Source organism: Kitasatospora sp. NPDC052896, from assembly GCF_044547075.1.
Classification (GTDB): Bacteria; Actinomycetota; Actinomycetes; order Streptomycetales; family Streptomycetaceae; genus Kitasatospora.
In genome coordinates this window covers 432270-446886 of the sequence record NZ_JBITZU010000002.1, presented here as the reverse complement: position 1 = coordinate 446886, position 14617 = coordinate 432270, and the positions used below count along the sequence as shown (strand labels likewise).

The 14617-nt window shown below is 74.6% G+C and carries 12 protein-coding genes and 2 tRNA genes; 10 read left to right on the top strand and 4 right to left on the bottom strand.

Features of this window, described 5'->3' with window-relative positions:
- Positions 1 to 43: 43 nt before the first annotated feature.
- Entirely contained in the window at positions 44 to 2116 is a 2073-nt protein-coding gene (locus ACIGXM_RS08120; protein ID WP_396558078.1) for an FUSC family protein, read from the bottom strand.
- 112 nt (positions 2117 to 2228) lie between these two features.
- Between ACIGXM_RS08120 and ACIGXM_RS08115 the strand changes: the two genes are divergently transcribed.
- The 7 genes from ACIGXM_RS08115 (at position 2229) to ACIGXM_RS08085 (ending at position 9119) form a co-directional block, all read left to right on the top strand.
- Positions 2229 to 3581 carry an MFS transporter gene (locus tag ACIGXM_RS08115; RefSeq protein WP_396558076.1) on the top strand — a complete coding sequence of 451 codons (1353 nt, stop codon included), beginning with the start codon at positions 2229 to 2231 and terminating at the stop codon, positions 3579 to 3581.
- Positions 3582 to 3682: 101 nt separating this feature from the next.
- A tRNA-Thr gene (locus tag ACIGXM_RS08110) sits at positions 3683 to 3758 on the top strand.
- Positions 3759 to 4010: 252 nt separating this feature from the next.
- Complete coding sequence (locus tag ACIGXM_RS08105) at positions 4011 to 4679, top strand: LuxR C-terminal-related transcriptional regulator (RefSeq protein WP_396558074.1); 669 nt, start codon at positions 4011 to 4013, stop codon at positions 4677 to 4679.
- Positions 4680 to 4828: 149 nt separating this feature from the next.
- On the top strand, positions 4829 to 5938 hold the full coding sequence (gene galT, locus ACIGXM_RS08100) for a galactose-1-phosphate uridylyltransferase (RefSeq protein ID WP_396558072.1): 1110 nt from the start codon (positions 4829 to 4831) through the stop codon (positions 5936 to 5938).
- On the top strand, positions 5935 to 6915 hold the full coding sequence (gene galE, locus ACIGXM_RS08095; protein WP_396558070.1) for a UDP-glucose 4-epimerase GalE: 981 nt from the start codon (positions 5935 to 5937) through the stop codon (positions 6913 to 6915). Before galT ends, galE begins: the two co-directional genes overlap by 4 nt.
- Positions 6916 to 6960: 45 nt before the next feature.
- On the top strand, positions 6961 to 8097 hold the full coding sequence (galK, locus tag ACIGXM_RS08090) for a galactokinase (RefSeq protein WP_396558068.1): 1137 nt from the start codon (positions 6961 to 6963) through the stop codon (positions 8095 to 8097).
- Positions 8098 to 8237: 140 nt separating this feature from the next.
- Positions 8238 to 9119, top strand: coding sequence for a LuxR C-terminal-related transcriptional regulator (locus ACIGXM_RS08085; RefSeq protein ID WP_396558066.1), 882 nt, complete (start codon positions 8238 to 8240; stop codon positions 9117 to 9119).
- An 11-nt stretch (positions 9120 to 9130) separates the two neighbouring features.
- On the opposite strand, the gene ACIGXM_RS08080 is transcribed toward ACIGXM_RS08085, so the two are convergent.
- The 3 genes from ACIGXM_RS08080 to ACIGXM_RS08070 all read right to left on the bottom strand — a co-directional run bounded on the left by ACIGXM_RS08080 (position 9131) and on the right by ACIGXM_RS08070 (position 11443).
- A complete protein-coding gene (locus ACIGXM_RS08080; protein WP_396558064.1) occupies positions 9131 to 9625 on the bottom strand; it encodes a MarR family winged helix-turn-helix transcriptional regulator in 495 nt (164 codons plus the stop codon).
- 100 nt (positions 9626 to 9725) lie between these two features.
- The gene (locus ACIGXM_RS08075; RefSeq protein ID WP_396558062.1) at positions 9726 to 10454 is read right to left on the bottom strand and encodes a TetR family transcriptional regulator; all 729 of its coding nucleotides are present in this window, start codon (positions 10452 to 10454) and stop codon (positions 9726 to 9728) included.
- 26 nt (positions 10455 to 10480) lie between these two features.
- On the bottom strand, positions 10481 to 11443 hold the full coding sequence (locus tag ACIGXM_RS08070; RefSeq protein WP_396558060.1) for an acyl-CoA desaturase: 963 nt from the start codon (positions 11441 to 11443) through the stop codon (positions 10481 to 10483).
- 201 nt (positions 11444 to 11644) lie between these two features.
- Here ACIGXM_RS08070 and ACIGXM_RS08065 point away from each other — a divergent pair.
- The 3 genes from ACIGXM_RS08065 (at position 11645) to ACIGXM_RS08055 (ending at position 14567) form a co-directional block, all read left to right on the top strand.
- Positions 11645 to 11717, top strand: a tRNA-Gln gene (locus ACIGXM_RS08065).
- Between the two features lie 213 nt (positions 11718 to 11930).
- A complete protein-coding gene (gene glmU / locus ACIGXM_RS08060) occupies positions 11931 to 13388 on the top strand; it encodes a bifunctional UDP-N-acetylglucosamine diphosphorylase/glucosamine-1-phosphate N-acetyltransferase GlmU (RefSeq protein ID WP_396558058.1) in 1458 nt (485 codons plus the stop codon).
- A gap of 201 nt (positions 13389 to 13589) precedes the next feature.
- Positions 13590 to 14567 carry a ribose-phosphate diphosphokinase gene (locus tag ACIGXM_RS08055; RefSeq protein WP_396558056.1) on the top strand — a complete coding sequence of 326 codons (978 nt, stop codon included), beginning with the start codon at positions 13590 to 13592 and terminating at the stop codon, positions 14565 to 14567.
- Positions 14568 to 14617 lie beyond the last annotated feature (50 nt).

The following is a 14617-nucleotide window of genomic DNA, read 5'->3' as shown; positions in this document are numbered from 1 at the left end:
CCCCGGTGGCAACGGAGTTGGGCTGACCGGACGCGAACTCCGGTCAGCCCAGCAGCTGTTCCAGCTCCCCGGCGGCCCGGGCCAGCGCGCTGTGTGCCGGGTTGTGCGGCTCGGTCGGCCGTGCCGTGCGGCCGGTCGGCGGCCGGTGTGCCCGGGCCGCTTCGGTGAGCCGGTCGAGGGCTCCCAACACCCGCTCCACCTCGGCGGGTTCGGGTTGTTGGCCGCCGTAGCGCAGCTGCGCCGCGTAGGCCGCGACGGCGCCGCTGAGCCGTTCCAGCGCGGCGGTGGCCGGCAGCCAGGCCTCCGCCTGCCGCCCGGCCGGGGGCGGTTCGGCCAGCCCCTGGCGCACCTCCACGCGGGCGTCGGCCAGCGCCCGGTACGCGGTGCGCCGCAGCCAGACCTCGGCCACCGGCGCCCGGTCCGGCCGTACCACCGCGCCCAGGTAGTCGCGCACCGCCCCGGCCGCCGCGACGATCCGTGGCTCCAGCCGGTGCGGCGGCCGCTCGGGCCAGAGCAGGTAGCCGAGCAGCAGCACGATCACGCTGGCCAGCACGGTGTCCAGCACCCGCGGCCAGAACTCGGCCACCCCGCTGCCGCCGGCCAGCTGGATCAGCACCAGCGCCATCGGCGTCATCACCGCGGTGTTCAGCCCGTAGTGCGCGGCGACCGTGTAGGGCAGCAGTGCCACGCAGACGGCGGCGATCGCGGCGAGCACCCAGTGGTCGGTGGTGAGCACGAGCACGCCGGCGGTGAGCATCACCCCGAGCACGGTGCCGACCGATCGGCTGACGGCCCGCAGGAAGACCGAGCCGAGATCCGGCTTGAGCACGAAGGCCACCGTCATCGGCACCCAGTAGGCGCGGTTCAGCGGCAGCGAGGCCGTGGCCGCGGTGGCGGCGGCGATGCAGAGCGCGACCCGCAGGCCGTAGCGGACCGAGCCGCGGGAGAGCAGTCGCACCCGCAGCCGCCACGGGTCCGCGGGTGGTGCGCTGGCGGTGCGCACGGCGGTGGCCGGGTCGGTCGGTCGGCCGGCCACCGCGTCGGCGGCGGTCCGCAGCGCGGCGTCCAGCGCGCGCAGCGCGGGGGTACCGGGCGTCCAGTCGGGCACCGCCACGGCCGCCGGCTCGCCGCCCGGCCCGCGCGCCGGCCCACCGACCGGCTCGCCGCCGGGCCCGCGGTCCGGTCCAGCCGCCGGCCCGTCGTCCGCGACCAGCGCGGCGGCCAGCCGACCGGGCAGCGCGGCGATCTCCGGCGGGACCGGGCGGCGGGCCCAGAGCAGGGCGGTGGCGGTCTCGGAGGCGGCCAGCGCCGCCTCGTAGGCCCGGCGCACCCGCTGGTGCCGCGGCGATTCGAGGCGGTTCGGGTGCGGGTGCGGCAGCAGGTCCTGCGCCTGGTTCAGCCGGGCGGTCAGCACCCGGCGGGCGGTGGGCCCGTCGGGGGTGTCCAGCGCGGCCAGCAGACCGCCCAGCGCCTGGTAGACGGTGGCCAGCGCGCGGACCCGCGGGTCGGTCGCCGGCCGCGACCGGTAGCGCAGCCCGAGCAGCAGCACCAGCCCGGCGCCCAGCAGCATCATCGGCGCGCCCGCCCACCAGGGGTGCGGCGCCGCCATCCCGCCGCCCAGCGCCGCCGACACCAGCAGCAGCATCCCGGCCGCCGAACCGCGCGGCCCGGTCGCGCTGACCGCGCCGGAGACGAAGCCGACCGTGATGAGGGTCAGGCCGGCCGCCTCGGTGCCGACCCGGTGGTGCTGCAGGGTGGCGCCGACCAGCATCCCCAGCGCGGAGGCGGCCAGCGCCGGCGCGATCCGCCGCAGCCGCAGCGCGGTCGGCTCCACCCGGTCGTTCATCGTGGCGTGCATCGCGCCGAGCCCGGCGAACACCCCGAGGTCCAGCCGGCCGGTGGCCAGCCCGGCGAAGAGCGGGACGGCCATGCCGAGCGCCGCACGGACCATCAGCTGCCAGGGAGGCGCGGGGCGGGCCGGGCGGGCCGCCCGGGCCCACCAGGCCGGGCCGTCGGGGGTGGGTATCACGTCGGTCCCGTCGGTGCAGGTGCAGGTGCAGGTGCAGGTGTCGATGGCGCGGAGGGGTTCCCCGCCCCATCCAACCTGCCACACCACCCGTCGATTCCCACGATCGGGCGTACGCCCCCAGGGTGGCCGCGAACGGTCCGCGCCCTCGTCACCCGGGTGGCGGTTGGTCGGCGGGTGCCCGCCCGGCAGGGTCGGGTCCATGGTGACTGAGCTGGCGTCAGAGCGGGACCCGGGCCTGGCGAGGGTGGCGGTGGCCGCCTTCGTCGGGACGGCGATCGAGTTCTACGACTTCTTCCTGTACGGGCTGGCCGCGGCGCTGGTCTTCGGGCGGGAGTTCTTCCCGGTGCTCGGCGCGACCGAGGCGCTGCTCGCCGCGCTCTCGGTGTACGCGGTGGCGTTCGTGGCCCGGCCGGTCGGCGCGGTGTTCTTCGGCCACTTCGGCGACCGGCTGGGGCGCAAGGCCGTGTTGGTGATCTCGCTGCTGCTGATGGGGCTCTCCACGGCGGCCGTCGGGCTGTTGCCCGGGTACGGCCGCTGGGGGTTCTGGGCGCCGCTGGCGCTGGTGGTGCTGCGGTTCTGCCAGGGCCTGGGGCTGGGCGGCGAGTGGGGCGGCGCGGCGCTGCTGCTGGCGGAGTACGCGCCGGCCGGCCGGCGCGGGCGGTACGCCGGCTTCCTGCAGCTCGGGCCGTGTGCCGGCTCGCTGCTCTCCGGCTCGGTCTTCCTGGCCCTCTCGGCGACCCTCAGCGACCGGGACTTCGCCGGCTGGGGCTGGCGGGTGCCGTTCCTGGGCTCGCTGCTGCTGGTCGGAGTGGGGCTGTTCGTCCGGCTGCGGATCGCCGAGACGCCGGTCTTCGCCCGGCACGCGGCGGCCGAGCGGCCGGCCGTGCCGGTGCTGGAGGTGCTCCGCGGGCACTGGCGGCCGGTGCTGCTGGGCGCCGGGATGCTCTCGTTCGGCTACGCGCTCTTCTACCTCAGCGGCACCTACGCGCTCGGCTACGCGACCGCGCAGCTGGGCCTGGACCGGACGCTGATGCTCACGCTGCAGTTGCTCGCCGCGCCGCTCGGGGCGCTGACCGTCTGGTTCGCCGCGGGTGCCTCGGACCGCTGGGGTCGGCGCCGGGTGACCCTGCTGGCGACCGGGCTGGCGGTGCTCTGGTCGCCGTCGATCTTCCCGCTGCTGGAGAGCCTGCGGACGACGCTGATCCTGCTGTCGCTGGCCGGCACCTCGGCGCTGCTCGGGCTGCTGCTCGGGCCGGTCGGGGCGTACCTGCCGGAGCTCTTCCCGACCCGGGTGCGCTACACCGGCGCCGCGCTCACCTACAACCTCGGCGGGGTGATCGGCGGCGGGACCGCGCCGCTGCTGGCGACCAGGATGACCGCGGTCTACGGGACGGCGACCCCGGTCGGCTGGTACCTGGCCGGGCTTGGCGTGCTGGCGCTCTGCTGCCTGCGGGGGTTGCCGGAGACCGGCGGGTGCGATCTGACGGCTGACCAGGTGGACCAGGTGGACCAGGCGCGGCCGGCCGGCGGCCCGGCGGCCTCCACCGCCTGAGCGCGGGCGCGCGGGCCGGTGCCCGGCGTGGGCTCCCGGGCGGGCACCGATTTCCCAAGCCGCCCGATGACCATGTAAAGTCTTCCTCGTTCGACCGGTTCGCCCCTATAGCTCAGTCGGTAGAGCGTCTCCATGGTAAGGAGAAGGTCTGCGGTTCGATTCCGCATGGGGGCTCCATCGAGAAGGCCTCCGCCATAACGGCGGGGGCCTTCTTCGTTGTCCGCCCTTCGGTGTCCGCCGGGCGCTTGCCCGGCGGCTGCCCGGGCGTTGCGGGGCGGCCCTCGGTCGTCCGCTCTTTCGTTATCCTCCCCCCAGCTCCCCGTGCTGGCGTCCGGGTGGCGGATGCGCTGTGATGGTGCGTCAACAGTGCTGTGGCGTACGACCGGTACGCGTCGCGCGGGCTTCGCGCAGGGTACGGGGGAGGACGCCGTGGGCGTGCGGCTCGTGGTGGTCGACGATCACCGGTTGCTGGCCGAGGCGCTGGCCGCCGCGCTGCAGGTGCGCGGGCACCGGGTGCTGGCGGTGGGCAGCCCGTCCGGTGCCGCGGCCGACCTGGTGATGCAGCGCCGCCCGGAGGTCTGCCTGCTCGGGGTGGCCCGGCCGGGTGTGCCGGGGGTCTTCGCGCCGGTGCGGCGGCTGCGCCAGGAGCGCCCGGAGGCCGCCGTGGTGGTGCTCGGCCCGGTGGACGACCTGCGGGCGGTGGCCGGCGCCTTCGCGGCGGGCGCGGCAGGGTACGTGCGCAGCGACGAGCGGATCGAGGTGGTGGACCGCGCGATCGGCCGGGCCAGGGCCGGCGAGGCCGCGGTGGCGGTGGAGGTGCTGCAGGCCTCCTTCGAGCGGCTGCTGCACCCGGTGCGCGAGCCGGACGACGAGGCGCTGCGACTGCTGGGCGCGCTCACCCGGCGCGAGCTGCAGGTGCTGGCGCGGATCGCGGAGGGGCAGGACACCCAGGAGATCGCCCAGGGGATGGGGATCGCGCCCAGCACCGCCCGGACGCACGTCCAGCGGGTGCTGATGAAGCTGGGCGCCCGGACCCGGCTGGAGGCGGCGGCGGTGGCGGACCGGACCGGGCTGCTGGCCCGGTTGGTGCGGGACTAGGAAGCGGAAGAAGCGAGGGCGGGCGCCACCGGGCGCCCGCCCTCGGTGCTTTTCCGGGCGCCCGCGTGCGTGCCGCACTGTTGACTGCTGATGGGTAATGTTTGATTATGTTGGCAGCCCGGCGGACGAAGGCAGCAGAGGCGGAGACCGTGCGGAAGACGACGACCAAGCTGGCGGACGGTCGCGAGCTCATCTACTACGACCGTGACGAGTCGGTGTCGCGCGACGCGCCGGACCGGCGGCCGCTGGAACCGGTGGCCAGCCTCTCCGAGATCCGCCGCGACCCGGTGCTCGGCGACTGGGTCACCGTGGCGGCCCACCGGCAGGGCCGCACCTACCTCCCGCCCGCCGACGAGTGCCCGCTCTGCCCCTCCCGCGAGGGCCGGCCGAGCGAGATCCCGGCCGCCGACTACGACGTGGTGGTCTTCGAGAACCGCTTCCCCTCGCTGGCCGCCGACGCCGCGGTGCGGGTCGCCGCCCTGGACGAGCCGCTGCGGCAGGGGCGGCCGGGCACCGGCCGGTGCGAGGTGGTCTGCTACACCTCCGACCACCAGGCGTCGTTCGCCACCCTCGGGGAGGCCAAGGCCCGCCTGGTGCTGGAGGCCTGGACCGACCGCACGGCCGAGCTGTCCGCGCTGCCGGACGTCCGGCAGGTCTACTGCTTCGAGAACCGCGGCGCGGAGATCGGCGTGACGCTGGCCCACCCGCACGGTCAGATCTACGCGTTCCCGTTCACCACCGCGCGCACCGGCCGGATGCTGGCCGCCGCGGCCGAGCACCGGGCCCGGACCGGCCGCAACCTGTTCGAGGACCTGCTGGCCGCCGAGCGGGCCGATCCCGTCCGCGTGGTGGCGGTCGGCGAGCACTGGACGGCCTTCGTGCCGTACGCGGCCCGCTGGCCGTACGAGTGCCACCTCTACCCGAACCGCCGGGTGCCCGACCTGACCGCGCTCACCGAGGCCGAGCGGGCCGAGTTCCCGCGCCTCTACCTGGACCTGCTGGGCCGTTTCGACCGGCTGTTCGGGCCGCCCGGCCCGGGCGGCGGACCCGGCCCCGGGCCGACCCCGTACATCGCCGCCTGGCACCAGGCACCCCGGTCCGGCGGGGAGGAGCTGGCACTGCATCTGGAGCTGTTCACGATCCGACGTACGGTAGGCAGGCTGAAGTTCCTCGCCGGGGTCGAATCCGGCATGGACGCGTTCGTCAACGATGTGTCGCCGGAGGCGGCGGCACACCGCCTGCGGGAGGTCGCAACATGAGCAAGTACCTGGTCACCGGGGGTGCCGGCTACGTCGGCAGTGTGGTCGCCGCCCACCTGCTGGAGGCCGGGCACACCGTCACGGTGCTGGACGACCTCTCCACCGGCTTCCGCGAGGGCGTGCCGGCCGGCGCCGCGTTCGTGCACGGCCGGATCCAGGACGCCGCGCGGGTGCTCGACGACTCCTTCGACGGGGTGCTGCACTTCGCCGCCTCCTCGCAGGTCGGCGAGTCGGTGGCGGACCCGGAGAAGTACTGGCGCAACAACGTGGCCGGCTCGCTGGAGCTGATCAGCGCGATGCGCGCGGCCGGGGTGCGCCGGCTGGTCTTCTCCTCCACCGCGGCCTGCTACGGCGAGCCGGAGGCGGTCCCGATCGCGGAGACCGCCCGCACCGCCCCGACCAACACCTACGGCGCCACCAAGCTGGCCGTGGACCACCTGATCACCAGCGAGGCGGTCGCCCACGGCCTCGCCGCGGTCAGCCTGCGCTACTTCAACGTGGCCGGCGCGTACGCGAGTTCGTCCGGCACCACGTACGGCGAGCGGCACGACCCGGAGTCGCACCTGATCCCGCTGGTCTTCCAGGCGGCGCTCGGCCAGCGCCCGCACATCGCCGTCTACGGCGACGACTACCCGACCCCGGACGGCACCTGCATCCGCGACTACATCCACGTCGCCGACCTCGCCGAGGCCCACCTGCTGGCGCTGGACGCCGCGAAGCCGGGCGAGCACCTGATCTGCAACCTGGGCAACGGCAGCGGCTTCTCGGTCCACCAGGTGATCGAGTCGGTCAAGCGGGTGACCGGCCGGGAGATCCCGGTGCAGATCGCCGCGCGCCGGGCCGGCGACCCGGCGGTGCTGGTCGCCTCGGCCGAGCGGGCCCACCGGGCGCTGGGCTGGAAGCCCAAGCGCCCCGAGCTGGACGACATCGTGGCGGACGCCTGGGCCTTCACCGTGGCCAAGGCCCAGGCCGAGTAGGACAGGCCGAGTAACTGGTCCGTCGTTGGGCGGAGGCGGGAGCGCGTGGTGCGGGGCGAGTTCGAGCGGGTCTTCGGCGGCTCACCGGAGGGGGTCTGGGCGGCGCCCGGGCGGGTCAACCTGATCGGTGAACACACCGACTACAACGACGGGTTCGTGCTGCCGATCGCGCTCCGGCAGTCCGTCCGGGCGGTGGCCCGGCGGCGCTCGGACGGACTGCTGCGGCTGTTCAGCGCGCAGGGCGACGGCCGGCTCGCCGAGCTGGCCACCGACCGGCTGGCCCCCGGTGACATCGTCGGCTGGACGAGCCTCCCGGCCGGGGTGGTCCAGGTGCTGCGGGAGGCCGGGCACGAGGTGGGCGGCGCCGACATCCACCTGGACAGCGACCTGCCGATGGGGGCCGGGCTGTCCTCCTCCGCCGCGCTGGGCTGCGTGGTCGCCGCGGCCTACCGCGACCTCTACCGGCTGGACCTGCCGCCGGCGGCCGCGGCGCTGGTCGCGCAGCGGGCCGAGAACGTCTTCGGCGGGGTGCCGTGCGGGGTGATGGACCAGATGGCGTCGTCCTGCTGCACGGCCGGGGCCGCCCTGCTGCTGGACACCCGGGATCTGACGCAGCGTCAGATCCCGTTCGAGCTCGCGGCGCACGACCTGCGACTGCTGGTGCTGGACACCCGGGTGAAGCACGACCTGGCGGACGGCACCTACGCGGCGCTGCGGGCCGGCTGCGAGCGGGCCGCCGAGCTGCTCGGGCTGCCCGCACTGCGCGACCTCGCGCCGGACGGGCTGTCCGCGGCACTGGACCGGCTGCCGGCCGACCTCGGCCCGCTGGTGCGGCACGTGGTGACCGAGAACGCCCGGGTCGGCCGGGCGGTGGCGGCGCTGGACGCCGGCGACCCGGCCGGGCTCGGCCCGGTGCTGACGGCCGGCCACGCCTCGCTGCGCGACGACTTCCGGGTCTCGTGTCCGGAGACCGACCTCGCGGTGGAGGCGGCGCTGGCGGCGGGCGCGCTGGGGGCCCGGATGACCGGCGCGGGCTTCGGCGGCTCGGTGATCGCGCTGGTCCCGGCCGACCGGGCGGCGGGGGTCACCGAGGGCGTGACCGCGGCGTTCCGGGAGGCCGGGTACGCCGTGCCGGGCGTCTTCACCGCGGTGGCCTCGGCCGGCGCCCACCGGATCGACTGACGGGACCGGCTGACCGGACCGGTTGGCCGGGGCGGCCCGTTCTGACCGATTTTCACCGAACTCCTGCCGCGTCGCAGCCATCCCCGTACCCTGAGTCCGGTATCGGTGGGGGCCGACGCCCGAGCAGGGGGGATACCGACATGGCGCGGATCCGCGTCCTGGTGGTCGACGACCACCGCATCTTCGCCGAGGCCCTGGCTACGGCGCTCTCCGCCGAGCCGGAGATCGAGGTCGGGGCGGCCGGCAGCGCGCCCGCCGCCGAGCAGGCGCTGGAACGCGCCGCGGCCGACGGCCGGCCGTTCGACGTGCTGTTGGTGGACGCCGACCTCGGCTCGCCCGCCGCGCTCGGGCCGCCCCGGCGTCCCCGGGCGGCGGTCGAGCCGGATCCCGCGCCGGCCCCGGTGCGCCGCACGGTCGGCGTGGTGCCCGCGCCGCGGCAGGCCGGCAGCGCGCTGGCCGGCCGGGTGCCGCCCGGTGCGCGCCCGGTGCCCGAGCCCGCGGCGGACGGGCGGCGGGCGGCCGACGGCATCACCCTGCTCGGCCGGGCCTGCCAGAGCCACCCCGGGCTGCGCGCGGTGGTGCTGGCCGCCGAGGACGACCCGCGGCGCGCCGTCCGCGCGCTCTACGCCGGAGCGGCTGGCTGGGTGGCCAAGGAGAGCTCGCTGAGCCGGCTGCTGGCCGTGGTGCGCGGGGTGCTGCGTGGCGAGACCCATCTGCCGCCCGCGCTGCTGACCGGCGTGGTACGGGAGTTGACCACCGCGCGGCGGGACCGGACCGAGAGCGAGCGGCTGGTGGACTCGCTCACCCCGCGCGAGAAGCAGGTGCTGCGCTGCATGGTGGCCGGGATGGGGCGGCAGGCGGTGGCCGAGCGGCTGTACCTCTCCCCGCACACCGTGCGCACCCACATGCAGAACGTGCTGGGCAAGTTGGGGGTGCACTCGACGCTGGCCGCGGTGGCGCTGGCCCGCCGCGCCGGCATCGCGCCGGCGGACCCGCCCGCGGTGGCGCCCGCCGGACCCTGACGGGCCGTCCGCTACGGGAGGTTGTCGAAGGGCGCGACCAGCTGCCGCAGCAGGGCGGCCAGCTCGGCCTGCTGACCGCCGGACAGCTCGGAGAGCAGCTGGCGCTCGTGGTCCAGCAGGCCGGCCAGCGCCTGGTCGGCCCGCTCCTGGCCGGAGCGGGTGAGCCGGACCAGCACCCCGCGCCGGTCGTCCGGGTCGGGCAGTCGCTGGACCAGGTCCTTGCCGGCCAGCCGGTCGATCCGGTTGGTCATGGTGCCCGAGGTGACCAGGGTCTGGGTGAGCAGCTGGCCGGGGGAGAGCTGGTAGGGCTCGCCGGCCCGCCGCAGGGCCGTCAGCACGTCGAACTCCCAGGGCTCGAGCCCGTGCTCGGCGAAGGCGGCACGGCGGGCCCGGTCCAGGTGACGGGCGAGCCGGCTGACCCGGCTGAGCACCTGGAGCGGTTGCACGTCGAGGTCGGGGCGCTCTCGGCGCCATGCTGCGACCAGGCGGTCGACCTCGTCCTCCATGGCGATCAGTGTATCGGTGGTTCTGTCGATATGAAGCCTCTTGATGTCGAGAAAACCGTCAGGACGCCGGAAGGTGTCCGGGAGGTTTCAGGACGGGGCCTCAGTTGTGCCGGTCACCGACCAGCTTCGGGTGGCGTTCCATCCCCTCCAGCCCGTGCCAGGCCAGGTTGACCAGGTGGGCGGCGACCTCGGCCTTCTGCGGCTTGCGGACCTCCAGCCACCACTGCCCGGTCAGCGCCACCATGCCGACCAGCATCTGCGAGTACATCGGGGCGAGCCGGGGGTCGAAGCCGCGGGCCTTGAACTCCAGTCCGAGGATGTCCTCGACCTGGGTCGCGATGTCGCTGATCAGCGAGGCGAAGCTGCCGGTGGACTGGGCGACCGGGGAGTCCCGGACCAGGATCTTGAAGCCGTCGGTGGAGGTGTCGATGTAGTCCATCAGCGCGAAGGCGGCCTGTTCCAGCAGCTCCCGCGAGTGCCCGCCGGTGAGCGCGCCGGTGACCATGTCCAGCAGCAGCTGCATCTCGCGGTCGACCACCACCGCGTAGAGCCCCTCCTTGCCGCCGAAGTGCTCGTAGACCACCGGCTTGGAGACGCCGGCCCGTTCGGCGATCTCCTCCACCGAGGTGCCGTCGTAGCCACGCTCGGCGAAGACCGAGCGGCCGATCTCCAGCAGCTGCTCACGGCGCTGCTTGCCGGTCATCCGGACCCGCGCGCCGCGCGCGCGGGCCGGAGCCCCGGAGCCCGTCCGAGCGGCGCCCTGCGGGCTCGCCCCGGCACGTGGGGGCGGGCGGTGGCCGTCTGCGGTGTCTCCTGTGCTCCCGTTCACCCCTCCATCATGCTTCAGGTGACGGGTCATGCGACGCGCCGGGCGGCGATGCGCCCGGCGTCGGGCCAGCGGACGTCCCGCGCCCAGCCGGCCAGCTCGAACCAGCGGATCAGGCGGGCGGAGGAGTCGATCTGGCCGCGCAGCACCCCGTGCCGGGCCGAGGTCGGGTCGGCGTGGTGCAGGTTGTGCCAGGACTCGCCGCAGGAGAGCACGGCCAGCCACCAGACGTTGCCGGAGCGGTCCCGGGAGCGGAACGGCCGGGCGCCCACCGCGTGGCAGATCGAGTTGATCGACCAGGTGACGTGGTGCAGCAGCGCGACCCGGACCAGCGAGCCCCAGAAGAAGGCGCTCAGGGCGCTCTGCCAGCTGCCGCCGACCAGCCCGCCGACCAGCGCCGGCAGCAGCATCGAGACGGTGGTCCAGAGCCAGAACAGCCGCGAGACGGTCCGCAGGTCGCGGTCCTTGACCAGGTCGGGGGCGTACACGTGCTGCGGGGTCTGCTCGGAGTCGAAGAGCCAGCCGATGTGCGCCCACCAGAGGCCCTTCAACAGGGCGGGCACGGTCTCGCCGTAGCGCCAGGGCGAGTGCGGGTCGCCAGCCTTGTCGGAGAACTTGTGGTGCTTGCGGTGGTCGGCCACCCAGCGGACCAGCGGGCCCTCCACGGCCAGGCTGCCGGCCACCGCCATGGCGATCTTCAGCGGGCGGTTGGCCTTGAAGGCGCGGTGGGTGAAGAAGCGGTGGTAGCCGATCGTGATGCCGTGGCAGGCGGTGAAGTACATGACCGTCGCGATGATCACGTCGGTCCAGTCCAGCCCCCAGCCCCAGGCCACCGGGACGGCGGCCAGCAGGGCCAGGAACGGCAGCACGATGAAGAGGGCGAGGGCGAGGCGCTCGGCGGGACCCTGCTTCTCGCCGCCGAGGGTGGCGGAGGTCTGCGAGGCGGGGGTGGGGGCGGCGCTCATGGGCGCTTCGCCGGCCTGGACGGTCATGGGGGCGTCCCTTGGGAAAGGAGCTTGCGGTGGAGGCGGAGCCTACGTTTGCGTAACCTACGGCATCGTAGGTACTGCGGGTGGTCGATGGGAAGCGCAGCGCGGCCGACCGGGGCACCCGTGCGGGTGGCGTGATCGTCACACTCGGGATCGGTGGCGATACCCAGCCGGCTGACGACTCCGGTATGGTCTGAGCAGCCATCCGCCGTGGGGTAATCGGCAGCCCGCAGGCCTTTGAAGCCTTGCAGTGTTGGTTCGAATCCAACCGGCGGAGCACCAGGTCGGGGGGGGGGGGGGGGGGGGCCCCCCCCCCCCCCCGCCGGCCCGGCGCCCCCCCCCGCCCCCCCCCCCCCCCCCCCCCCCCCCCCCACCGCTCGCTGGCGCGACCCGGGTGACCCGCGGCTATTCTCGTCATCGGTCCGCGTGCGGGCGTGCGGAGCGCGCGCCGGGCCCTCCCGCCCTCCGGTCGTCCCAAGGAGCCCCCCGCGTGAGCGCCAACCCTCCCGTCGCCGTGATCGTCCTTGCCGCCGGCGAGGGCTCCCGGATGAAGTCCACCACCCTGCCGAAGGTGCTCCACCCGATCTGCGGTCGCAGCCTGGTCGGACACGTGGTCGCCGCGGCGGAGGAGTTGGCGCCGCAGCAGCTGGTCGTGGTGATCGGCCACCTGCGCGAGCTGGTCGCCGAGCACCTGGCCGAGCACCACCCGGCGGCCCGGACCGTGGTCCAGGAGCAGCAGAACGGCACCGGCAGCGCCGCGCGCACCGCGCTGGAGGCGCTGGCCGCCGACGGCGTCGCGCTGGACGGCACGGTGCTGGTCGCCACCGGCGACACCCCGCTGCTGACCGGGGAGACCCTGCGCGCCCTGGCCGAGCAGCACGCCGCCCAGGGCAACGGCGTCACCGTGCTGACCGCCGTGGTCCCCGACCCGACCGGCTACGGCCGGATCCTGCGCCACCCGGCGGACGGCTCGGTGACCGCGATCGTCGAGCACAAGGACGCCAGCCCGGAGCAGCGCGAGCTGCGGGAGATCAACTCGGGCGTCTACGCCTTCGAGGGCAAGCTGCTGGCCGAGGCGCTGGGCCGGATCGGCACCGACAACGCGCAGGGCGAGGAGTACCTCACCGACACCCTGCACATCCTGCGCTCGGCCGGGCACCGGGTCGGCGCGGTGGTCGCCGAGGACCACCGGGACATCCTCGGGATCAACGACCGGGTGCAGCTGGCCGAGGCCCGCCGGCTGCTCAACGACCGGCTGCTGGAGCGGGCGATGCGGGCCGGGGTGACCGTGGTGGACCCGGCGAGCACCTGGATCGACGTCCAGGTGGGCTACCAGCCGGACGCCGTGGTGCTGCCCAACACCCAGCTGCAGGGCGCCACCCGGCTCGGCGAGGGCTGCCGGGTCGGCCCGAACTGCACGCTGACCGACACCGTGGTGGGCGCCGGCGCGCAGGTGAGCAACACCACGGCGGACCGTGCCGAGATCGGCGAGCGCTGCGAGGTCGGCCCGTACGCCTACCTGCGGCCGGGCGCCCGGCTGGCCCGCAAGGCCAAGGCCGGCACCTACGTGGAGATCAAGAACTCCGAGCTGGGCGAGGGCGCCAAGGTGCCGCACCTCTCCTACATCGGCGACGCCACCATCGGCGAGGGCACCAACATCGGTGCGGCCTCGGTCACCGTGAACTACGACGGGGTGAACAAGCACCGCACGGTGATCGGCGCGCACTGCCGGACCGGATCGGACAACATGTTCATCGCACCGGTCACGGTGGGTGATGGCGCCTACACCGCGGCCGGCTCGGTGATCATCAGCGACGTGCCCCCGGGCGCGCTCGGCGTGAGCCGCGCGCAGCAGCGCAATGTGGCGGGCTGGGTGGCGCGGAAGCGCCCCGGTACTGCGGCTGCCGAGGCCGCGACCGCCGCGCTGGACGGGACGCCGGAGGCCTGAGCAGCCCTTCGGGGAGTGCCAGCGGCGGTACCGGCACGGACGCTTTCCGCGCGGGCGCGTAACCTGGTGTACATACGTGCGCCGTGGGGCTGTAGCCCGTGCCGAGGCGTACCCCGAACCCGTCGACCCCCGGCCCGGGCGGCCTCGCCGCCCGGGCGCGGTGCGACGGAACCATGCGCAGCAACGCGAGGAGACGGTGCAGTGAGCGGGATCACGACGTCGGGTGAGAAGAAGCTGAAGCTCTTCTCCGGCCGTGCCCACCCCGAGCTGGCAAAGGAGGTCGCGGCGGCGCTCGGCACCGAGCTGGTCCCGACGAAGGCCCTCGACTTCGCCAACGGTGAGATCTACGTCCGCTTCCTGGACTCCGCCCGGGGAGCGGACTGTTTCGTGATGCAGAGCCACACGGCTCCCATCAACCAGTGGATCATGGAACAGCTGATCATGATCGATGCGCTGAAGCGGGCCTCCGCCAAGAGCATCACCGCGATCCTGCCGTTCTACGGGTACGCCCGACAGGACAAGAAGCACCTGGGCCGCGAGCCCATCTCGGCCCGGCTGATCGCCGACCTGCTGGCCCAGGCCGGTGCCGACCGCCTGATGGCGGTGGACCTGCACACCGCGCAGATCCAGGGTTTCTTCTCCGGCCCGGTGGACCACCTGTTCGCCCTGCCGCTGCTCTGCGACTACATCGGCGAGAAGGTCGACCGCTCCAAGCTGACCGTGGTCTCCCCGGACGCCGGTCGGGTGAAGGTGGCCGACCAGTGGTGCGACCGGCTGGACGCCCCGCTGGCGATCATCCACAAGCGCCGGGACATCACCGCGGCCAACACCATCCTCTCCGCCGAGGTGGTCGGTGACGTCAAGGGCCGGGTCTGCGTCCTGGTCGACGACATGATCGACACCGCCGGCACGATCTGCGCCGCGGCCGACGCGCTCTTCGAGAACGGCGCCGCCGACGTGCTGGTGGCCGCCACCCACGGCGTGCTCTCCGGCCCGGCCGCGGACCGGCTGAAGAACTCCCGGGTGAGCGAGTTCGTCTTCACCAACACGCTGCCCACCCCGGCCGAGCTGCAGCTGGACAAGGTGACCACGCTCTCCATCGCCCCGTCGATCGCCGCCGCGATCCGCGAGGTCTTCGAGGAGGGCTCGGTGACCAGCCTCTTCGAGGGTGTGCACTGATCCGCCACTGTTGGATGAATGTTCGGCCCCGGTGCATCTCGCACCGGGGC